Annotated in this window: 18 protein-coding genes; 6 read left to right on the forward strand and 12 right to left on the reverse strand. The window is 64.7% G+C overall.

Annotated elements, in window-relative coordinates:
• The first annotated feature begins 108 nt into the window (after positions 1-108).
• Entirely contained in the window at positions 109-237 is a 129-nt protein-coding gene (locus tag ABMA59_RS14985; protein WP_349006174.1) for an SEC-C metal-binding domain-containing protein, read from the forward strand.
• Between the two features lie 185 nt (positions 238-422).
• Here the strand turns inward: ABMA59_RS14985 and rpsP are convergent, their stop codons facing one another.
• The 11 genes from rpsP to phaR all read right to left on the reverse strand — a co-directional run bounded on the left by rpsP (position 423) and on the right by phaR (position 12,757).
• Entirely contained in the window at positions 423-818 is a 396-nt protein-coding gene (gene rpsP / locus ABMA59_RS14990; RefSeq protein WP_349006175.1) for a 30S ribosomal protein S16, read from the reverse strand.
• 35 nt (positions 819-853) lie between these two features.
• Positions 854-1,228, reverse strand: a complete 375-nt coding sequence (locus ABMA59_RS14995; RefSeq protein WP_349006176.1) for a chorismate mutase — start codon at positions 1,226-1,228, stop codon at positions 854-856.
• 8 nt (positions 1,229-1,236) lie between these two features.
• Positions 1,237-2,838, reverse strand: a complete 1,602-nt coding sequence (ffh, locus tag ABMA59_RS15000) for a signal recognition particle protein (protein WP_349006177.1) — start codon at positions 2,836-2,838, stop codon at positions 1,237-1,239.
• A 575-nt stretch (positions 2,839-3,413) separates the two neighbouring features.
• Positions 3,414-5,036, reverse strand: a complete 1,623-nt coding sequence (locus tag ABMA59_RS15005; protein ID WP_349006178.1) for an ABC-F family ATP-binding cassette domain-containing protein — start codon at positions 5,034-5,036, stop codon at positions 3,414-3,416.
• Positions 5,037-5,168: 132 nt separating this feature from the next.
• Positions 5,169-6,155, reverse strand: a complete 987-nt coding sequence (locus ABMA59_RS15010) for an ABC transporter permease (protein WP_349006179.1) — start codon at positions 6,153-6,155, stop codon at positions 5,169-5,171.
• Positions 6,152-7,711 carry a sugar ABC transporter ATP-binding protein gene (locus ABMA59_RS15015; RefSeq protein ID WP_349006180.1) on the reverse strand — a complete coding sequence of 520 codons (1,560 nt, stop codon included), beginning with the start codon at positions 7,709-7,711 and terminating at the stop codon, positions 6,152-6,154. The genes ABMA59_RS15010 and ABMA59_RS15015 overlap by 4 nt, the downstream gene beginning before the upstream one ends.
• A gap of 64 nt (positions 7,712-7,775) precedes the next feature.
• Positions 7,776-8,732 carry a sugar-binding protein gene (locus tag ABMA59_RS15020; protein ID WP_349006181.1) on the reverse strand — a complete coding sequence of 319 codons (957 nt, stop codon included), beginning with the start codon at positions 8,730-8,732 and terminating at the stop codon, positions 7,776-7,778.
• A 193-nt stretch (positions 8,733-8,925) separates the two neighbouring features.
• Positions 8,926-9,843, reverse strand: coding sequence for an FHA domain-containing protein (locus ABMA59_RS15025; protein WP_349006182.1), 918 nt, complete (start codon positions 9,841-9,843; stop codon positions 8,926-8,928).
• 252 nt (positions 9,844-10,095) lie between these two features.
• Positions 10,096-11,472, reverse strand: coding sequence for an FAD-containing oxidoreductase (locus tag ABMA59_RS15030; RefSeq protein WP_349006183.1), 1,377 nt, complete (start codon positions 11,470-11,472; stop codon positions 10,096-10,098).
• The gene (locus ABMA59_RS15035; RefSeq protein WP_349006396.1) at positions 11,469-11,936 is read right to left on the reverse strand and encodes a DUF4126 domain-containing protein; all 468 of its coding nucleotides are present in this window, start codon (positions 11,934-11,936) and stop codon (positions 11,469-11,471) included. The genes ABMA59_RS15030 and ABMA59_RS15035 overlap by 4 nt, the downstream gene beginning before the upstream one ends.
• A 218-nt stretch (positions 11,937-12,154) precedes the next feature.
• A complete protein-coding gene (gene phaR, locus ABMA59_RS15040) occupies positions 12,155-12,757 on the reverse strand; it encodes a polyhydroxyalkanoate synthesis repressor PhaR (RefSeq protein ID WP_349006184.1) in 603 nt (200 codons plus the stop codon).
• Between the two features lie 282 nt (positions 12,758-13,039).
• Between phaR and ABMA59_RS15045 the strand changes: the two genes are divergently transcribed.
• Both ABMA59_RS15045 and phbB read left to right on the forward strand, forming a co-directional pair.
• Positions 13,040-14,218 (forward strand): acetyl-CoA C-acetyltransferase, encoded by a 1,179-nt coding sequence (locus ABMA59_RS15045; RefSeq protein WP_349006185.1) that lies wholly within the window; start codon positions 13,040-13,042, stop codon positions 14,216-14,218.
• Positions 14,219-14,595: 377 nt separating this feature from the next.
• Positions 14,596-15,318: a beta-ketoacyl-ACP reductase gene (gene phbB, locus ABMA59_RS15050; protein ID WP_349006186.1), complete on the forward strand. Its 723-nt coding sequence runs from the start codon at positions 14,596-14,598 to the stop codon at positions 15,316-15,318.
• 199 nt (positions 15,319-15,517) lie between these two features.
• On the opposite strand, the gene aqpZ is transcribed toward phbB, so the two are convergent.
• Entirely contained in the window at positions 15,518-16,207 is a 690-nt protein-coding gene (aqpZ, locus tag ABMA59_RS15055) for an aquaporin Z (protein WP_349006187.1), read from the reverse strand.
• 388 nt (positions 16,208-16,595) lie between these two features.
• Here aqpZ and ABMA59_RS15060 point away from each other — a divergent pair, with 388 nt between their 5' ends.
• The 3 genes from ABMA59_RS15060 to fdxA all read left to right on the forward strand — a co-directional run bounded on the left by ABMA59_RS15060 (position 16,596) and on the right by fdxA (position 21,188).
• A complete protein-coding gene (locus ABMA59_RS15060; protein WP_349006397.1) occupies positions 16,596-20,309 on the forward strand; it encodes a helicase-related protein in 3,714 nt (1,237 codons plus the stop codon).
• Positions 20,309-20,689: an RNA-binding S4 domain-containing protein gene (locus ABMA59_RS15065; RefSeq protein ID WP_349006188.1), complete on the forward strand. Its 381-nt coding sequence runs from the start codon at positions 20,309-20,311 to the stop codon at positions 20,687-20,689. The genes ABMA59_RS15060 and ABMA59_RS15065 overlap by 1 nt, the downstream gene beginning before the upstream one ends.
• Before the next feature lie 160 nt (positions 20,690-20,849).
• Positions 20,850-21,188 carry a ferredoxin FdxA gene (gene fdxA / locus ABMA59_RS15070; RefSeq protein WP_349006189.1) on the forward strand — a complete coding sequence of 113 codons (339 nt, stop codon included), beginning with the start codon at positions 20,850-20,852 and terminating at the stop codon, positions 21,186-21,188.
• The last annotated feature ends 265 nt before the right edge of the window (positions 21,189-21,453 follow it).

Consider the following 21,453-nt stretch of genomic DNA (forward strand, 5'->3'; position numbering starts at 1 on the left):
GCGCCAACCAAAGGGAGGCTGCAATGCGCAAGAACAGCATCGTCGACGATCTGCCCTGCTTTTGAGATCACCTCGAAGCGCCGCAAATCCTATCCGTCCGAGACCCATGTGAAACGTGGGCATCGTTTTGTCCACGATTGCGTCGAACTGATCGAAAAGCTCGGCCGCAACGACCCATGCCCTTGCGGGTCCGGGAGGTTGTTTCAAGAAATGCTGCCTGAAGAGCGGGCGCTATGACGGCGCACTGCGCGCCCACTATTTTTAGGGATTGAGGAGCGGTCGACCGATAGTCGAAAGATCGACAACGATTTGTCGATCCTGGCAGCGAACGCCCGAAGCGATAGCGCAGGGCGAACGCACAGCGTGAAAAACAAACGGCGGGCTTTTGGCCCGCCGTCGGTTCAGTGTCCGTGAATAGCGGATCAGGACGCAGCGGCTTCCTCGGCCGGAGCGGCGGTGGCGGCGGCGATGGCCGCGGCGGCCTCGTCCTGCGCCTTCTTGATGGCGTCGAGGCGGGCCTGCGCCTTCTTGCCCGGCAGCGCCTTGGTCGGGTTGCTGCGTGCATCGCGCTTCGACAGGCCGGCCTGGTCGAGGAAGCGGGCGACGCGGTCGGTCGGCAGAGCGCCGTTGCCCAGCCAATGGGTGACGCGCTCGGCGTCGAGTTTTACGCGATCGCCGTCCTTCGGCAGCAGCGGGTTCCAGGCGCCGACCGCCTCGATGAAGCGGCCATCGCGCGGGCTGCGCACGTCGGCGACGACGATGTGGTAATAGGGACGCTTCTTCGAGCCCGCGCGGGCCAGCCGTATCTTCAGTGACATTGTCTTACTCCTAAGTCCTGGTTGGTTGGCTGAGGTCAGCCGTTGGTGGAGGCGCCCTCAGCGCCGGGTGCAGTCGCGCCGTTGCCGGCGGCGATCTGTTCGTGGTGGCGGATCACTTCCTTGATGACGAAGTTCAGGAATTTTTCCGCGAAATCGGGGTCGAGATTGGCGTCCTGCGCCAGTTGCCTGAGCCGCGCGATCTGCTGGGACTCGCGCGCCGGATCGGCGGGCGGCAGGCCGTGCGTGGCCTTCAGCACGCCGACCGCCTGCGTGCAGCGAAAACGCTCGGCCAGCATGTGGATCAGCGCGGCGTCGATGTTGTCGATCGAGGCGCGAAATCCCTTCAGCGCGTCATGCGCGTCGTTCACGCGCTTGAAGCCGGCCGCCACGGGGTCGTCGTGCTCCTTCATCTCCGCCCTCACTTCTTCTTGCCCAGCCCCGGAAGCCCGCCCGGACCGCCGAGACCCGGCAGCTTCAGGCCGCCCGGCAGGCCGGGCAATCCGCCGCCTCCGCCAAGGCCCGGAAAGCCCGGCGGCAGGCCCTTGGGCATGCCGCCGCCGAGGCCGGAGGCCTCTGCCTGCTTCTGCAGCGCCTCGAGCTGCTTCGGGTCCATCTTCGACAGGTCGGGCATTCCGCCCATGCCGCCAGGCATCATGCCGCCCAGCCCCATCTTGGAGGCGAGTCCGCCCATCATGCCGCGCATCAGGCCGCCGCCTTTGCCCTTGCCGCCCATGGCCTTCATCATGTCGGCCATGCCGCGATGCATCTTCAACAGCTTGTTGATGTCGGAGGCATCCGTGCCGGAGCCGGCGGCTATGCGCTTCTTGCGGCTATGCTTCAGCATATCGGGATTGGAGCGCTCGGCCCTGGTCATCGACGAGATGATGGCGAGCTGGCGGCCGAACATCTTGTCGTCCAGGCCGGCCGCCGACATCTGGTCCTTCATCTTGCCCATGCCGGGCATCATGCCCATGATGCCGCCCATGCCGCCCAGCTTCTGCATCTGGCGGAGCTGGTCGGCGAGGTCGTTCAGGTCGAACTTCCCCGACTGCATCTTTTTCGCCATCGCCGCGGCTTTTTCCGCGTCGATGTTTTCGGCGGCCTTCTCGACCAGGCTGACGATGTCGCCCATGCCAAGGATGCGGTCGGCGATGCGGCGTGGATGGAATTCCTCCAGCGCATCCATCTTCTCGCCGACGCCGATCAGCTTGATCGGTTTTCCCGTCACGGCGCGCATCGAAAGGGCCGCGCCGCCGCGTCCGTCGCCGTCCATGCGTGTCAGCACCAGGCCGGTGATGCCGACGCGGTCGTCGAAGGAGCGGGCGAGGTTCACCGCGTCCTGGCCGGTCAGCGAATCCGCCACCAGCAGGATCTCGTGCGGCGACGAGACGGCCTTGATCTCGGCCATCTCCTGCATCAGCGGCTCGTCGATATGGGTGCGGCCGGCTGTGTCGAGGATGACCAAATCGTGGCCGCCGAGCCTTGCCGCCTGCACAGAGCGTTTGGCGATGTCGACGGGTGACTGGCCGGCGACGATCGGCAGCGTCGCCACCTTGGTCTGCTCGCCGAGCTGGCGCAACTGCTCCTGCGCGGCCGGCCGGCGCGTGTCGAGCGAGGCCATCAGCACTTTCTTGCCCTGCCGCTCGGAGAGCCGCTTGGCGATCTTGGCCGTGGTCGTGGTCTTGCCCGAGCCCTGCAGGCCGACCATCATGACGACGACCGGCGCCGGCGCATTGAGGTCGATGGTCTTGCCCTCGGCGCCGAGCATGTCGACCAGCTCGTCATGGACGATCTTGACGACCATCTGGCCAGGCTTGATCGACTTCAGCACCTCGGCGCCGATGGCCTTGCCGCGCACCTTGTCGACGAAGGAGCGGACCACCTCGAGCGCCACGTCGGCCTCGATAAGGGCGCGCCGCACCTCGCGCAGGGCCGCCGAGACATCCGCCTCCGACAGCGCACCGCGGCCGGTCAGGCCGTTCAGAATGGAACCAAGCCGTTCCTGTAGGCTCTCGAACATCCGTCTTCCTTTTCCCGTGCGCCAGAATGGTGCCCGAGAGGTAGTATCTTTGCGGCCAAGACCCAAGCACCGAATAGCCAAAACCAAAAAGCACCCGGGGGCGCATCGCGCTGCCGGGTGTTGGCCTCCGGGGTCGGTCCTGACTCTCAGGCGCCCCGGTCGGCGGCTCGGAATAGATCCTCGTCGCTGAATTACTGCGGCTTCAACAGGATATTTGGCGGAAAGTCAAGGACGGCAGAGATCGCATCGCCTCAAACAATGGCAATCGCGCATATAGACGTTATCCTCGTCAAACCGGCTTTGCCGGTTGGTCTCAGCACCACCCCCTCTCCGGCCCTTCGGGCCACCTCTCCCCCTGCCCGGGGGAGAGGATCGGCGGTGCCGTTTGAAGCGCCGTCATGTCGGCCAGCCATCCTCTCCCCCGGGCAGGGGAAGAGGTGGCCCGAAGGGCCGGAAAGGGGGTGGTGCTTCGGCGTTTCGCCGCAGGCGAGGCGTCGAGGATCGTCTGCCAGGACAAGCTTATTGCAATTGCCCTGCTTCTCGAACGATAGCTCCAGAGGGACCCAGTCCGCCGATCAACTCCTCAGCCCAGGAGCCTCCTGCCCCGTGCGCTCGACATATTCCGTATAGCCGCCGCCATAGGCGTGCATGCCGTCCGGCGTCAGCTCCAGCACGCGGTTGGAGAGGGCCGCGAGAAAATGCCGGTCGTGGCTGACGAACAGCATCGCCCCCTCGTAACGCGACAGCGCCTCGATCAGCATCTGCTTGGTGGCGATGTCGAGATGGTTGGTCGGCTCGTCGAGGACGAGAAAATTCGGCGGGTCGAACAGCATCTTGGCCATCACCAGCCGCGCCTTCTCGCCGCCTGAAAGGACGCGGCATTTCTTCTCGATCTCGTCGCCGGAAAAGCCGAAGCAGCCGGCAAGCGCCCGCAGCGGGGCCTGGCCGGCCTGCGGAAAGGAATCCTCCAGCGACTGCAGCACGGTGCGTTCGCGGTCGAGCAGTTCCATCGCGTGCTGGGCGAAATAGCCCATCTTGACGCTCGGGCCACGCGAAACCGTGCCGTCGTCCGGCTCCGAGGCGCCTGCGACCAGTTTCAGCAGCGTCGACTTGCCCGCGCCGTTGACGCCCATGACGCACCAGCGTTCGCGTCGGCGCACCTGGAAGTCCAGCCCGTCGTAGATGCGGCGGCTGCCATAACTCTTGTGGACATTCTTCAGCGTCGCGACGTCCTCGCCCGAGCGCGGGGCGGGCTGGAACTCGAAACGCACCGTCTGCTGGCGTTTCGGCGGCTCGACCTTGTCGATCTTCTCCAGCTTCTTGACGCGGCTCTGCACCTGCGCGGCGTGGCTGGCGCGCGCCTTGAAGCGCTCGATGAAGGCGATCTCCTTGGCCAGCATCGCCTGCTGGCGCTCGAACTGCGCCTGCTGCTGCACTTCGGCCACCGCCCGCTGCTGGCGGTAGAATTCATAGTCGCCGGAATAGGAGGTCAGGGCGCCGGCGTCGATCTCGACGATCTTTCCGACGATGCGGTTCATGAACTCGCGGTCGTGCGAGGTCATCAGCACCGCGCCGTCGAACCCTTTGAGGAAATTTTCCAGCCAGATCAGGCTTTCGAGGTCGAGATGGTTCGACGGCTCGTCGAGCAGCATGGCGTCGGGCCGCATCAGCAGGATCTTTGCCAGCGCCACGCGCATCTTCCAGCCGCCCGAGAGCTTTCCGACGTCGCCGTCCATCATCTCCTGGGAAAAGCCCAGCCCGTCCAGAACCTCGCGGGCGCGGCCGTCCAGGGCATAACCGTCGAGTTCGTCGAACTGGTGCTGCACGTCGCTGTAGCGCGCCAGTATGTCGTCCATCTCGTCGGCGCGGTCGGGGTCGCCCATGGCGGCCTCCAGCTCGGCCATCTCGGCTGCCAGCGCGCTGACCGGGCCCACGCCGTCGATCACCTCGTGCACGGCGCTGCGGCCGGCCATGTCGCCTACATCCTGGCTGAAATAGCCGATGGTCACGCCCCGGTCGATCGAGACCTGGCCCTCGTCGGGCTGCTCCTCGCCGGTGATCATGCGGAACAGCGTGGTCTTGCCGGCGCCGTTGGGGCCGACGAGCCCGACCTTCTCGCCGCGCTGGATCGCAGCCGACGCCTCGATGAAGACGATCTGCTTGCCGTTCTGCTTGCCGATGTTTTCGAGACGGATCATGCGCTGCCAGCCTTGGGTCCTTTTCGCCAGCCGCCGTGTCAGGGGTGCGACGGCGGAAGCGTGGTCCCTAGACCATCGTGCCGGCGTCGGCGCAAGGGTTGTCTATGTCACAGCGGCGCCGTGCCGGCCCGGTCACTCCGCCGCCTTGAGCGCGAGACGCGCTGCTTCGCGAATGCGGCTGCGCTCGCGGAACCGGCCCCATTGTTGGTCGACAAGCACGCCGACGAGGATGACGGTGCCCATCACCGCGAAGTTGAGCGATGAGGGGATGCCGAGCAGGTTGACGAGGTTCTGCAGGATTTGAAGCAGGATCGTTCCGAGGATCACGCCGATGATCGACCCCTCGCCGCCGCGCAGCGAGAAGCCGCCCAGCACCGCCGCCGCGATGGCGTAGAGTTCGTAGAAATTGGCGTGGCCGGAGGGCTGCACCGAGCGCGTGTACATGGCGAAGAAAATCGCCGCGAGCGCCGTCAGCGCGGCGCAGATCACATAGGCGGCGATGACCACCAGATCGGTGCGGATGCCGGAAAATTTCGCTGCCTCCTCGTTCTTGCCCACCGCGAAGAGGTAGCGGCCGAAGACGGAGCGGTGCAGCACGATCCAGGCGATGATTGCGACGACCGCCAGCACGAACACCGAGGTCGGGATGCCGAAGGGCCGCGCGACGAAAAAATCGAGGCCGGGATAGGTGCTGCCGAAGGGGAAGCCCGCGGTGGCATCCGCCGTATAGCCGCGCGCCACGCCGCGATAGATCAACAGCCCGCACAGCGTCACCACGAAAGGCTGCATGCGCAGTTTTGTGATCAGCAGGCCGTGCGCCAGCCCCATGGCCAGACCGAGCGCCATGACGATGGAAGCGGCGATCGGCCAGGGAATGCCCATGCGCCCGACCATGTCGACGAACAGCACGCCGAGCAGCGCAATCATCGAGCCGACCGAAAGCTCGATGCCGCCGGTGATGATGACAAAACCCTGCCCGATGGCGAACAGGCCGAACAGACCGATCAGATTGGCGGTGTTGGCGAGATTGTTGGAAGACAGGAAAAGCGGGTTGCGCAGATAGACGAACAGGCCGACCACCAGGATGAGCACCAGAAGCCCGAGGTCTTTCCTGTTCACGCGCGCGCTCCCGTTTCTTCCACTTCGCGGCCGACGGCCAGCATCAGCACGTTTTCCTCGCTGAACCGGTCGCGCGTCAGCGTGCCGGAGATGCGGCCCTCATGCATCACGGCGATTCGGTCGGACACGCCGATCACCTCTTCCATGTCGGAGGAAATCATCAGCACCGCGACGCCCGCGTCCGCCAGCCCGCGCATCAATCTGTAGATTTCGAACTTCGCTCCGATGTCGATGCCGCGCGTCGGCTCGTCGAGGACGATGACCTGCGGGTCCATCGCCAGCCATTTGGCCAGCGCCACCTTCTGCTGGTTGCCGCCCGACAACGCGCCGGTACGCATCTTGACGTTCGGCGCGCGGATATCGAGTTCCGCCTTGCTGCGCTCGCCGCGCTTGATCTCGGCCAACGTGGAGACGATGCCGCCGCGCGAATAGGCGCCGAGATTCGGCAGCGTGATATTCTCTGCGATCGACAGGTCGAGCAGGATGCCCGCGCCCTTTCGGTCCTCCGGGACCAGGAAGATGCCGCGCGACGTGGCGTCGCCGGTCGCCCTGACGGCGAACGCCTTGCCCGCGAAGGCGACCTCGCCGCCGAAGATCGCATCGATCCCGAAAATGGCGCGGGCAAGTTCGCTGCGCCCGGAGCCGACCAGCCCGGCGAGCCCGAGGATTTCGCCCCGGTGGAGGTCGAGCGTCACCGGCTGGCGCGGATAGGCGGCGGTGCGGATAGCGCGCGCCGACAGCGCCACCTCGCCACGGGGGCGCGACGGCGGGGTGTAGACGACCTTCAGCTCGCGGCCGATCATCATCCTGACCAGCTTCTGGTAAGTGACTTCCGCGCGGTCCAGTTCGCCCGCGAATTCCCCGTCGCGCAGCACGACCACCCGATCGCAGGCGCGCTCGATCTCGTGCAGCCGGTGCGAGATGAAAATGACGGCGATGCCGTCGGCTTTCAGCCCGTGTATTACCTCCAGCAGTTTTTCCGTCTCGTGCAGCGGCAGGCTCGACGTCGGCTCGTCGAGGATGATCAGCCGCGCCTCATAGCTCAGCGCCTTGGCGATCTCGACGATCTGCTGCTGGGCGAGCGACAGTTTGCGGACGGGCGCCGCAGGCCCGAAATTGGCGCCGAGCCGTCGCAGCAGCGGTGCCACGGCGGCGCGCTGGCGCTCGGTGTCGACGATGTTGAGGATGCCGTATTTGCGCGGCTCGCGGCCGATGAAGACGTTGGCGGCGACATCGAGGTTGTCGAACAGGTTGAGTTCCTGGTGGACGAAAGCGATGCCGGCGCGGATGGATTCCGTCACGGTGAAGGACTGGCTGGCGACGCCGTCGACCTCGATCGTGCCGCCGTCGGGGACGACAACGCCGCCGAGGATCTTCATCAGCGTGGACTTGCCGGCGCCGTTCTCACCGACGATGCCGATCACCTCGCCGGGACGAACCTCCAGGTCGAAGCCGGCAAGCGCCACGACACCCGGATAGGCCTTACGTACGCCGCTCAACCGCAGGAACGGTTTTGCGTCGGCAATCGCTCGGGATTTTTGCGGGGAAGCGTTCATGCGACCGCGGGGCGACCTAGGACGCGGCGAGAAATGCCGCGCCCCAGGCTCATGCCTTTTTCGATCAGCCGCCGATCTTGGCCTTCAGGTCGGCCGAGAACGCGTCGACATTCTCCTTGTTGATGACGGCGGTCGGCACGATGATCAGGCCGTCGGCCGGGATCATCGACTTGTCGCCGCCGAGATAGGCGGCCATCAGCTTCATGCCCTGATAGCCCCACTCGAAAGGCTGCTGCACGACGGTCGCCGCGAAGCTACCCTCCTTGACGGCGCCCAGCGTGACCGGGTCCTCGTCGAAGGCGACGACGGTGATCTGGCCGAGCTTGCCGCCCGCCTGCAGCGCCTCATAGATCTTCGGCGGGTTGTAGGAATAGAACCCGACCATGCAGTTGATCTCGGGATTGGCCACCAGCACGTCGTCGACATTGGTGCGGGCGCGGGCGAAGTCCACATCGTCGCCGCGAACGTCGACAAGCGTGATGCCCTTGCCCTCGATCGCCTGCTTGAAGCCGTTGATGCGTTCCACCGCGTTGTCGGCGCCGAGGAAGCCGACGAAGCCCATGCACTTGCCTTCCTTGCCGGCCATCGCCTTGACCATCTCCTCGCCGGCCTGCACGCCGGCGGCGGTGTTGGATGAACCGAGATAGGCGATGCGCTTGGACTGCGGCGCGTCGGAGTCGGTGGTGAACAGCGGAACCTGCGCGGCCACCTTGTTGAACGCGTCGATCGAGTTCTTCGGATCGGCGGACGAGATCATGATGGCGTCGGTGCCGGCGGCGACCAGATCGTCCATCAGCGCGTTCTGCAGCGCGGCAGTGCCTTGGGCGGGATAACGGAACTGCAGTTCGTAACCGTCGCCCAACTCGCCCTGCGCCTTCTTGACGCCAGCCTCGGCCAGTTTCCAGAAGTCCGATGACGCATTGACGACGAACGCAAGCTGCTTCTTGTCCTGCGCGATCGCCGATCCGCCAAGCAGCATGCCGGCCGCCGCGGTCGCGGCAAGCAGTAGTCTAAAATTCATGGACGTCTCCTCCTTGTATTGTCCGACTTTCGCGGACATGTGATTTACTTCCAACCCAACAAAGCCCCTCCCGGGCGATGGCTGCGCCATCACGGCGTATACTGCTCCAGGCTCCGACCAATTACCAGCCACTTTGAAGAGGTAGGACGGCTTCTCGACTTTGCTTTCGCTCGCAGAATCGCGGTCTCCGCCTTTATTGAGCCGATGTTCCCGATTCCGATGCAAAAACCTCGATCGGCTGCTCGACGCCCTTGGCCTGATGCCGGCCGCAGGAGCGGAAGACGCGACCGGAAAATCCGTCGACAAAGGCGGCGCTCATCAGGATCGGCTCCTCGACCCTGCGCGTCAGGCTCTCGATGCGGAAGGCGATATTCACGGCGTCACCGAGCGCCGTGTTGATGCCTTTGCCCATCGAACCCAGTGCCACCTCGCCGAGATGCAGACCGACCCGGCAATCGAGCGAGAGACCATGCCGTTGCCTGAGCAGGAGGCGCGTCGGCGACGACGGCGCGGTTTCAGCGCCGCGCAGCAATTCCGCCGCCTTCAAGGCCCTGGCCCGGACCTCAAGTTCGGTGCCGTGCCAATAGGCGAAGACGCAGTCGCCGATGAACTTGTCGATCGATGCGCCCTGGCGTCTCAGGATGGTGTCGCAATCGGCATACCATTCGCGCAGCAGCCCGGCGACCTCCTCGGCCGAAAGCATCGCGCAGATCGCGGTGAACCCTTTCAGATCGCCGACCAGGATGGTCATGGGCGTGGTCTGTATCGGCTGTGGCGGCAACCGCGAGATCTGCGTGCGATCGTCGAGCACCTCGGTGCGCGCGACGGATCCCGCGTCTTCGAACACCAGGACGACCTTGCCGAATTGCAGCCGGTCGCCGGGCCGCAGGGCGCGTGGACCGGCTATGGCGGAACCGTTGACGAAAGTGCCGTTGGCGCTGCCAAGGTCGACCACCCAATAATTGGCTTCCTCATGGCGCACCGTCGCATGTTGGCGCGAGACGCTGGCGTCGGCCAGGCGAATGGTCGCGGTTTCGCCGCGTCCGATCAGCGACACGTCGCCGAGCGGAAAGACCTCTCCGCTGATCGCGTTGCGCATCGATGCCTGCATCGGCCTGCCGCCACCCCACCAGAAATGCCGCCCGCCGGCGCCTTTCGAAGCGCCGCGGACGAAGCAGGCGAAGATACTATGGCTTCGCCGCTTGTCCAATGAGCGGGCTAAGGACTTTCTGCCTCTCAGCCGAAATAGGTAGCCGCGGCACTGGCGACCGGCACGAGGAAGGCGAACAGGTCGCTCGCCATCGCGGTCTTCTCGTGGCCGAGCGCCGTCGAAGGTTGCTCCGCATGGCGCGTCCAGAACGCCTTATTGCAACGGTTTCAGGCCGGCAAAAACCGTTGGCAGGAATTCGGAAATCGTTGGATGGATCGGCACCGAACGTATCAGCGTGTCCACCTTGGCCTTGGCATACATCAGGTCGAGAATGCCGTGCACGACTTCGTCGCCGCTGGCGCCGAGGATCGACGCGCCGAGGATCTGGCGGCTGTCGGCATCGACCAGCACCTTCATGAAACCCTCTGTCTCGCCGCGCTCGACGGCGCGGCCGACCCGCGTCATCTCGACGCCGCCGATCAGGCAGTTCTTTCCAGACTTGCGCGCTTCCGCCTCGGTCATGCCGACTCGCCCGAGCGGCGGATCGGTATAAAGCGCGTAGCAGGGGAAACGGTCGCTCAAGCGGCGATGGTCGCCGTCGAGCAGATTTGCCGCGACGATCTCGTAGTCATTGTAGGCGGTGTGGGTGAAAGCGCCGCGGCCGTTGCAGTCCCCCATCGCCCAGACATTTTCGGCGCTGGTGCGGAGCTGGTCGTCGACCTTGATGTAGCCGCGCTCATCGGTCTCGATGCCGGCGGCCTCCAGGCCAAGATCGTCGGTGTTGGGCCGCCGCCCCATCGCCAGCAGCACGTGGCTGCCAAGGATTTCCGGCGCACCGTCGGTGCAGTCGACGCCGACCGCGATGTCGCCGCCCTGCCGCCGGAATTTTATGCACTCCGCCCTCAGCCGGAAGGCGATGCCTTCCTTGGCAAGAATATCCTGGATCGCCTGCGACACGTCCTCGTCCTCGCGGCCGGTCAGGCGCGGGCCTTTCTCGACCACGGTCACCTCGCTGCCGAAGCGGCGGAACATCTGCGCGAACTCCAGTCCGATATAGCTGCCGCCGACGACCACCAGATGGTGCGGCAGCGTCTCGAGTTGGAGGATGGAGCTGTTGGTCAGGTACGGAATGTCGTTCACGCCGGGCAGGTCCGGCACCGAGGCGCGTCCGCCGACATTGAGGAAGATTTTTGCCGCCGACAGCGTCTCGCCATTGACCTCGATCTCACCGGGCGCGCGAAATTTTGCGTGGCCCTCGATAAACGTGACGTTGGGCGTCGAGGCCAGCCAATCGCGCAACCCGTTGCGCGAATCCAGCGTTACCTTTTCCTTGCGCGCCATGACGCGCTTGATGTCGATGCCGATTTCGCCCAGCACCACGCCGTAGTCGGCGCCGCGCCGCGCCATGCGGGCGGCATAGGCACTGGCGACCATCGTCTTGGTCGGCTTGCAGCCGGTGTTGACGCAGGTGCCGCCCAGGAATTTGCGCTCGATCATGGCGACGCGGTTGCCCGCATTCGCCAGCCGCACGGCCAGCGATGGGCCGGCCTGGCCGCCGCCGATGACGATCGCGTCGAATTTCCCGGTCATGTCAGCACCGAGACCGCCACCAGCCCGAGCACGATGGCGACCGCGTCCTCGATCACGGCCGCCGGCCGGTCCTGCCCGAACATAGCGGCAAGCCGGCCACGCGCTTCCGCCCCGCCATACGTGCCGATCGCAGCGCCGATGATGCCGGCGACGGCGCCGCCGATCGTCGCACCGCTGGCCGCGCCGATCACCGCGCCGCAGAAGCCGCCGCTGACGATGCGCGCGCCGAACTGCTGCGGCACTTTCCGGCTCGGCGTCGACGGCAATTGGTCGGTAACGAACTCGGCCAGCGCAAGGATTGAGAAGATCCACGGCGTGAAGCGGTAGCCCATGAAGGCCGCCCAGCTTGCCGAAATCCCCGGGAGCCAGCCGAGCGCCGCGCCCCAACTGACGGCCGCCGGCGCGGTCATGGCGCGCAGCCCGGCAACGATGCCGATGAGCAGGGCGGCAAGATAGAGCGACATCATTCAGTCCCCGATTTTTCAAGCAGTACAGCACTCCGCCCGTCCACCCGCAACGGGGCGGGCGATGACGCAATGCAATATTCCTCAATCGGTGATGCGGATGTGACGGAGGGTGCAGGCAAATGAGTGCCGGGACAGTTTACTTGATTCCGCCCGCGTCAACCTTGAAGCGCCGCGTCTTTCTGCGGAATGAAGTGAACTGTCCCCTGGAGTTCCACTCAGCTCAGCGAGTCGATCTTGCGCTGCATCGCGGCGATCTGTTCCTTCAGTTCGGACAGGTCGTCCGCCTTTTCGGAAGGCTTCTTCTCAGCCGGTTCGGGCGCGGTGGTGCCCGGCGTGCTGCCGGGGAAGGGTGTGAACATCCGCATGGCGTTCTGGAACAGCTCCATATTGCGGCGCGTCTGCTCCTCCAGCGCCTTCATCGGCGGCGCCATCTTCATCAGGTCGACCGGCGTCTTGCCGAAGGCCGACTTCATCTGCTCGCGAAAGCGTTCCTGCTCCTTGGCGAAGGCCGACATCGATTGTTCGAGGAAACTCGGCACGATCATCTGCATCTGGTCGCCGTAGAAGGAGATCAACTGCCGCAGGAACGGGATGGGCAGCATGTTCTGCCCGTCCTTGTTCTCCAGCTCGAAGATGATCTGGGTCAGCACCGGATGGGTGATGTCCTCGCCGGTCTTGGCGTCCTGCACGCTGAAATCCTCGCCGCGCTTCACCATGCCGGCAAGGTCCTCAAGCGTCACATAAGTGCTTGTGCCCGTATTATAGAGACGGCGGTTCGCGTATTTCTTGATGACGACGGGTTCGTCCTTCGCGGCCATCAACGTCCTCCCGGGGATACCGTGCCGCTGGGTAAGCGGCCGGTAACGATTGCGCGTCCGGGGAGGATACGCGCAAAACCGTCACAAATCCAAGCGCTTTGTGCGGTGCGGGATTTCCGGGTGGCATTGCGACAGGAAAAATGCTGCGCAGCATGGATGCGGCTTCGCGCCACGCATGCCTGCCCCCTGATTTTCCAGTTTGACACGGCCCGTGGGACAAGGCCACATGAAGTCCAGGGAAACAGGACGGCAAGGCCGTCGCCAAGGTCTGGAGAAGCAAGCATGTCCGATGCCATCGTCGTCGCCAGCGCGGCCCGCACCCCGGTCGGCTCTTTCAACGGCGCTTTCGCCGCAACCCCCGCGCATGACCTGGGCAGCGTCGTGGTCAAGGAAGTGCTGGCGCGCGCCGGCGTCGAGGCCGGCGAAGTCGACGAGGTTATTCTCGGCCAGGTGCTCACGGCCGGCCAGGGCCAGAACCCGGCGCGGCAGGCCGCGATCAAGGCCGGCGTGCCGAAGGAGGCCACCGCCTGGGGCCTCAACCAGGTCTGCGGCTCGGGCCTGCGCGCCATTGCGCTCGGCATGCAGCAGATCGCTTCGGGCGATGCAAAAATCATCGTCGCCGGCGGACAGGAATCGATGTCGCTGTCGGCCCACTGCCAGCATCTGCGCGCCGGCACCAAGATGGGCGACCTCAAGCTGATCGACACGATGATCAAGGACGGGCTGTGGGATGCCTTCAACGGCTACCACATGGGCAACACGGCGGAAAACGTCGCAAAACAGTTCCAGATCACCCGCGACGCGCAGGACCAGTTCGCGCTCTCTTCGCAGAACAAGGCCGAGGCCGCGCAGAAGGCCGGAAAGTTCAAGGACGAGATCGTCGCCGTCACGGTTCCAGGCAGGAAGGGCGACACGATCGTCGACAGCGACGAATACATCCGCCACGGCGCGACTTTGGACGCCATGCAGAAGCTGCGCCCCGCCTTCGACAAGGACGGCACCGTGACCGCCGCCAATGCCTCCGGCCTCAATGATGGCGCCGCCGCCGCCCTGCTGATGACGGAGGCCGAAGCCGCCCGCCGCGGTCTCACCCCGCTGGTGCGCATCGTCTCCTGGGCGACCGCCGGCGTCGATCCGGCCATCATGGGCACCGGCCCGATCCCCGCTTCGCAGAAGGCGCTGCAGAAGGCCGGCTGGTCGGTCGGCGACCTCGATCTGGTCGAGGCCAACGAGGCTTTCGCCGCCCAGGCCTGCGCGGTCAACAAGGGCATGGGCTGGAACCCCGATATCGTCAACGTCAATGGCGGGGCCATCGCCATCGGCCACCCGATCGGCGCGTCGGGCGCCCGCGTCTTCAATACGCTGGTCTTCGAGATGCGCCGCCGCGGCGCCAAGAAGGGTCTGGCGACTCTGTGCATCGGCGGCGGCATGGGTGTCGCGATGTGCGTCGAGGCGATTTGAACTGAGGCTGGGAGGCGACGCTGAATAAGGTCGCTTCTTTCACAGAGGTCGCAGACCGCTATCGTTGTCGCGTCTGCGGCTACAATTGTTATCCCAATCTGCCCTGGGGTGCGGACGCTGCAACCCCGTCGCACGACATCTGCCAGTGTTGTGGCGTCGAGTTCGGATACGAGGATGACGGGTATTGTGGCTGTGTCGCACGCCGGCGCTATTGGGTGCAGGTCGAGGCGTGCGCGTGGTTTATGCCCAAAATGCGTCCGCGGAACTGGAAAGCTGGTGCGCAACTGCGTAGGCTGCCTGAAGCCTTCACGAACGAGGCTGATGAAGAACTGGCAATCGAAGCCGATAAGCTGGGCGTCAACTAGAGGGAGAAAAACTTGGCACGAGTAGCGTTGGTCACCGGTGGTTCTCGTGGAATCGGAGCCGCCATCTCAATTGCTTTGAAAAACGCCGGCTACAAAGTTGCTGCCAATTATGCGGGCAATGACGAGGCGGCCCAAAAGTTCACCGCCGAGACCGGCATCAAAACATACAAATGGTCGGTCGCCGACTACGACGCTTGCGCAGCCGGCATCAAGCAGGTCGAGGCCGATCTCGGCCCGGTCGAGGTGCTGGTCAATAATGCCGGCATCACGCGGGACTCCATGTTCCACAAGATGACCCCGCAGCAGTGGCGCGAGGTCATCGACACCAACCTAAGCGGCGCCTTCAACATGACGCATCCGCTGTGGACCGGCATGCGCGACCGCAAATTCGGTCGGGTCATCACCATCTCGTCGATCAATGGTCAGAAGGGCCAGATGGGCCAGGCGAACTATTCCGCCGCCAAGGCCGGCGACATCGGCTTCACCAAGGCGCTTGCTCAGGAGGGGGCCCGCGCGGGCATCACCGTCAACGTCATCGCGCCGGGCTACATCGGCACTGACATGGTGATGGCCGTGCCGGAAAAGGTACGGGAATCGATCGTGGCGCAAATCCCGGTCGGCCGCCTCGGCGAGCCGGACGAGATCGCCCGCTGCGTGGTCTTCCTCGCCTCCGACGAGGCCGGCTTCATCACCGGCTCGACGCTCACGGCCAATGGCGGGCAGTATATTACGTGATGCCGACATTGCCCGGGGCTTACCCTCCCCCTTGAGGGGAGGGTCGCGGAGAAAACCGAGCGGAACGCGAGGTTTTTGACGCGGGGTGGGGTCGGTGATGAAATGCTCCGACGCAAAGCGAGGGTGGAGTTTGGCCGCGGCGACCCCACCCGGCCGCTACGCGGCCACCCTCCCCTCAAGGGGGAGGGAGACCCGGCCCTCACTTCTTCCCAAACAGCGCCGAATGCACGATGCCGGCCAACGCGCCGCCGATCAGCGGGGCGACCCAGAACAGCCAGAGCTGCGCCAGCGCCGGACCTTCGGCGAATAGCGCCACGCCGGTCGAGCGGGCCGGGTTGACCGAGGTGTTGGTCACGGGGATCGAAATAAGGTGGATCAGCGTCAGGCACAGGCCGATGGCGATCGGCGCGAAGCCGGCGGGAACGTCACCCGACGTCACCCGCAGGATGACGAACAGGAAGATGAACGTCATGACGATTTCGATGATCAGGCCGGACAGCAAAGAGTATTTGCCCGGCGACGCATCGCCGTAGCCATTGGAGGCGAAGCCGCCGACGCCGGCGAAGTCCGCCTTGCCGCTGACGATCGCATAAAGAACGATTGCCGCGACGATCGCGCCCACCACCTGCGCGATAATGTAGGGAATGACGTCCTTTGCCTCGAACCGGCCGCCGGTAAACAGTCCCACGGTCACCGCCGGGTTGAAATGACCGCCGGAAATGCCGCCCACCGCATAGGCCATTGTCAGCACGGTCAGTCCGAACGCCAGGGCAACGCCAAGAAACCCGATGCCCAACTCGGGAAAACCCGCGGCCAGCACGGCGCTGCCGCAACCACCCAACACAAGCCAGAACGTACCGATAAATTCAGCGATCAATCGCTTTGACATGGCAAAATTCCCTCCTTGACCACGACTCACACTCTATCGCTGCCGACACGCAAAAAAAAGCGGTTGTACAAGGGTTTAGCTGCACGCTTCGAGCGTGCCGGTGAAGGATTCCGTTGAATCGATTTTGGATTCAGGATCAACAAGATAGCCCGAACGGACTAGCCATGGACCAAAGGAACAAACCCTGAATCAGCCGGAGTCAGCGATTCGTCTCCGTTTCGTTCCAGACTCGTTCCGCGAATCAACCGACCGAGCAGAAAACTAAGGCTTTCGTTTCCAGCCCGAAAACCCTATCTGTGGCGGGAGGGGACGGCTTGCCTAGATCCCGTGACCCGGCTGTTTCCGGGTGCCGCGCCGCAACCCTGACGAAGGGCCGATTTCCGATCCGATGAATCTCCACCAGTTCAAGACCGACCCGCTGATCCTTTCCGGGCGCGATGTGACCGCCGTTCTGGGGCCGACCAATACCGGCAAGACCCATCTCGCCATCGAGCGAATGGTTGCCCATGAAAGCGGCGTCATCGGCCTGCCGCTCCGGCTCCTGGCGCGCGAGGTCTATGGCCGCGTCTGCGAAAAGGTCGGCGCCAACAAGGTCGCGCTGATCACCGGCGAGGAGAAGATCACGCCGGCCGGCGCGCGCTATTCCGTCTGCACCGTGGAGGCCATGCCGCGCGAGACCGACGCGGCTTTCGTCGCCATAGATGAGATCCAGCTCGCCGGCGACCTGGAGCGCGGCCACATTTTTACCGACCGTATCCTCCATCTGCGCGGGCGGCAGGAGACGCTGCTGCTGGGTGCGGCCACCATGCGCGGCATTTTGGAAAAACTGCTGCGCGGCATTTCGGTGGTGACAAGGCCGCGCCTGTCGCATCTGGCCTATGCAGGGTCGAAAAAACTCACCCGCCTGCCGCGCCGCTCGGCCATCGTCGCCTTCTCCGCCGACGAGGTCTATGCCATCGCAGAACTGATCCGCCGCCAGCGCGGCGGCGCGGCGGTGGTACTCGGTGCGCTCAGCCCGCGCACCAGAAACGCGCAAGTTGCGCTCTACCAGTCCGGCGACGTGGATTATCTCGTCGCCACCGACGCGATCGGCATGGGCCTCAATCTCGACGTCGATCATGTCGCCTTCGCCCAGAACCGGAAATTCGACGGGTTCCAGTACCGGGCGCTGACCGCGGCGGAGCTCGGCCAGATCGCCGGGCGTGCCGGCCGGCATCTGCGGGACGGCACGTTCGGTGTGACCGGCCAGGTCGATCCGCTCGACGACGATCTGGTGGAGAAGATCGAGGGCCACGATTTCGAGCCGGTGAAGGTGCTGCAATGGCGCACCGCGCATTTCGACTTCTCCAGCCTCGACGCGCTGCGGCATTCGATCGAGACGCCGACGCCGGTCGAGGGGCTGACGCGCGCGCTGCCCGCGGTCGATGCCCGCGCGCTGGAGCAACTCGCCCGCGATCCCGATATCCAGAGGCTGGCTGTCGGCCGCCAGCAGGTAGCTTTGCTGTGGGACGTCTGCTCGCTGCCCGACTATCGCCGCATCGCACCCGCGCAGCATTCGGAACTCGTCGGCTCGATCTTCACCGACATCGCCCGGCGCGGCCATGTCGACGAGGATTACATGGCCGAGCAGGTGCGTCGCGCCGATTCCACCGACGGCGATATCGACACGCTCTCCAACCGCATCGCCCAGATCCGCACCTGGACCTATGTGTCGAACCGGCCTGGCTGGCTGGCCGATCCGCTGCACTGGCAGGAAAAAACGCGCGAGATCGAAAACAGATTGTCGGATGCGCTGCATGAGCGGTTGACGAAACGCTTCGTTGATCGCAGGACTTCCGTCCTCATGCGGCGCCTTAGAGAAAATACGATGCTTGAAGCCGAAATAGACCCGTCCGGAACTGTGAATGTCGAAGGCCACCATGTCGGCGACCTGCAGGGCTTCCGTTTCACCGCCGACCAGAGCGCCGGCGGCGAGGACGCCAAGGCGGTGCGCGCCGCTGCCCAAAAGGCGCTGGCGGCCGAGTTCGAGACGCGCGCCGAAAAATTCGCGCTGTGCGCCAATCACGACATCGCGCTGGCCTCCGATGGCATCCTGCGCTGGATCGGCGCGCCGATCGGCACGCTGGCCGCCACCGAGGACGCGCTGAAGCCGCGCGTCATCCTGCTCGCCGACGAGCAGTTGACGGGACCGGCACGCGACAAGGTCGCGGCGCGGGCCGAGCGTTTCGTAACGTTCCAGATCGAGACCTTGCTGAAGCCGCTGATCGATTTGAAGCAGGCCGATCAACTGACCGGCATTGCCCGCGGCATCGCCTTCCGGCTGGTCGAGCAGTTCGGGTTGATCAACCGCCGCGACATCACCGACGAGGTGAAGTCGCTCGACCAGGAAGGCCGCGCTGCGCTGCGCCGGCTCGGCGTGCGCTTCGGCGCCTACCACATCTTTGTTCCAGCCCTCATCAAGCCGGCGCCCGCCAGCATCATCACGCTGCTCTGGTCGCTGAAGAATGACGGCAAGGACAAGCCCGGCTTTGGCGACGTTGTCCACATGCTTGCCGCCGGCCGCACGTCTGTTCTGGTCAATGCCGTGTTCGACAAGGCGTTTTACGCTCTCGCCGGTTTCCGCATCCTTGGCCGCCGGGCCGTTCGCGTCGACATTCTGGAGCGTCTGGCCGACCTGATCCGTCCGGCTTTGTCGTGGAAGCCCGGCACCGGCCTGCGCCCCGATGGTGCCTTCGACGGCAGCGCCTTCCTGGTCACACCGGCGATGATGTCGATCCTCGGCGCCACCGGCGAGGACATCGAGGATATTTTGAAAGGCCTCGGCTATCGTTCCGAGCCGAAGCCGGCCGTCGACGTCAAGTCGCGCCTAGAAGCCCTGGACCTCGCCGCCCGGGAAGCCGTTGCCAAGGCCGCCGCCGACCGCGCCGCCGCGCAGGAAGCCGCCGCCGCCGAGAAGGCGGCAAGGGAAGCCGCTGCCGAAAAGGCGGCGCACGAGGCCGCGAACGGTGCCGAACCGGCCGCCGATTCTGGTGCCGAATCCGCTTCACCTGCCGAGGTTGTCGCAGGAGACGGTGCCGTTGCGGCCGCCACCGGAGAAGAAGGGTCCGTTTCCGCGGACGCCGAATCCGCGTTGGCCGGATCGTCCGGGACTAATCAGGACGAGGCTGACACCGGGATGGCCATCGAAGTCGCGGCCACCGAATCCAGTGATGCCGCTGTTCAAGCTGATGACGCCGCCGGAGCCGAAGCAGCCACCGAGACGGTGGTTGATGAAACGGCAGGGGCTGAGGGGACCGAGATCGCAGTGGTCCAGAATGAGGTCGTCGCACCGGACGAGGCCGTGTCGGTCGAGCCGGAGGGAGCGTCCTCGATTGTAGCGGCGTCGGAGCCGATCGAGCAGGTTGAAGCGGTTCATGAGGACGGCACGGCCAGCGTCGTGTCGGAAGAGGAATCCGCTGGCTCCGTCAGGGAAAAAGAGGGTGACGGCAAGCTCGACGGCACCTTGCGTCAGCCTGAATCGGCCGAACTCGTCGCCGATTCCGCGCAAGGCTCTGAAAAGGCAGAGGAAAAATCTGTTGACGCGGCGCCGGCCGCGACGCCGGAAATGCCGGTCGAAGAGCCTAAGCCATTGCTTTTGTGGCGCCCTATCCGTTTCGAGCAGCGTCCGCGACATCATCGCCATGGCGACCGCAATCGCCCGCAGCGGGATGGCCAGTCTCGTGGAGACGGACAACGGCGGGATGGCCAGCGGCACGAGGGTCCAAGACCGGAAGGCCAGCGCGATGCGCGCGGTCCGCGGCGTGACCGTCCCGAGGGAGCACCGGCAGGCGACCAGCGACAGTCCGATCAACGTCCTGGAAACAAACCGAAATTCGACCGCAGCCGGTTCAAGGGGAAGCCTGACGGCAACCGGCCGCAAGCGGACGGCAACCGGCCGGATCGCGGAGAGCGCCCGGATCGCGGAAACCGACCCGATCACCGCAACAAGGACGGCGGGAAGCCCAATTTTCAGGCCAAGCCGCGCGAAGAACGCCCCGTTCGTTTCGATCCGGATTCGCCTTTCGCAAAACTCGCCGCCTTGCGCGATCAGCTCAAGAAGTAATGGTCGAGGCGCGGCAACGCATTGATAAGTGGCTGTTTTTCGCGCGCGTCGTCAAATCCCGCTCGCTCGCCGCCAAGCTCGCGCAGGCGGGCAGGGTGCGGATCAACAGCGAAAAAAGCGACAAGGCTTCCGACCTGGTGCAGCCCGGCGACACGCTCACCATCACGCTCGAACGCCGTATCCTGGTCTATAAGGTGCTCTTGCCGGGCAGCCGGCGGGGACCGGCGGAGGAAGCCCGCACTCTCTACGAGGACCTCTCGCCGCCATCCGCGAGCGAGAAATCCTTGCCGGACGCGCTTCCCGCGGTTCGCGACATCGGCAGCGGCCGCCCCACCAAGAAGGAGCGGCGGCAGACCGACCGGTTGCGCGATGGGTCCTAGATCGAGACGATGTTGGACCATGTCCATGCTTGCTCGCCCCATGTTCCGAAACGCCATTCCGTCCTGCGGCTTAGCGGCGCAAACCTGACCCTTGCCAGCGTGCGGCAAAGGAATTACGTCACCCAATGACCGATGAGCGGCAAGCCGCCGGAGCCTCGATATGACCTACCTCGTCACCGACAATTGCATCAAGTGCAAGTACATGGACTGCGTCGAGGTCTGTCCGGTCGACTGCTTCTACGAAGGCGAGAACATGCTCGTCATCCATCCGGACGAGTGCATCGATTGCGGCGTCTGCGAGCCGGAGTGCCCGGCCGACGCCATCAAGCCCGACACCGAGCCCGGCTTGGACAAGTGGTTGAAGCTCAACACCGAATATTCGGTCAAGTGGCCCAACATCACCACAAAGAAGGACGAACCGCCGGACGCCAAGGAATTCGACGGGGTGGAGAACAAGCTGGAGAAGTATTTTTCGCCGGAACCCGGCGAAGGCGACTGACAAGAAGCCCGCGCTCCGGCGGTTTTGGAAATGTGCGGACAGTGCGGGCGAAAGGCCTTGCGCTGGCATCCGTCTTCGCGGGTGCAGTAAATTCTTGATTCTTGCCCGTTTTTATGCTACCCCATAAAAACATGCCGCAGACACGTCGTCGTTTAATGGCGAAGAGCCTCTATCACTGAAAGGTGTAGTTCCATCCGGCCAAGGCAACTTGGGCTGGGTTTTGCCGTTTAGGCATTACCCCGGTCGAGGCTTTTCCGGAAGGGTT

The organism is Mesorhizobium yinganensis (assembly GCF_040081985.1).
In the GTDB taxonomy this organism is placed as follows: domain Bacteria; phylum Pseudomonadota; class Alphaproteobacteria; order Rhizobiales; family Rhizobiaceae; genus Kumtagia; species Kumtagia yinganensis.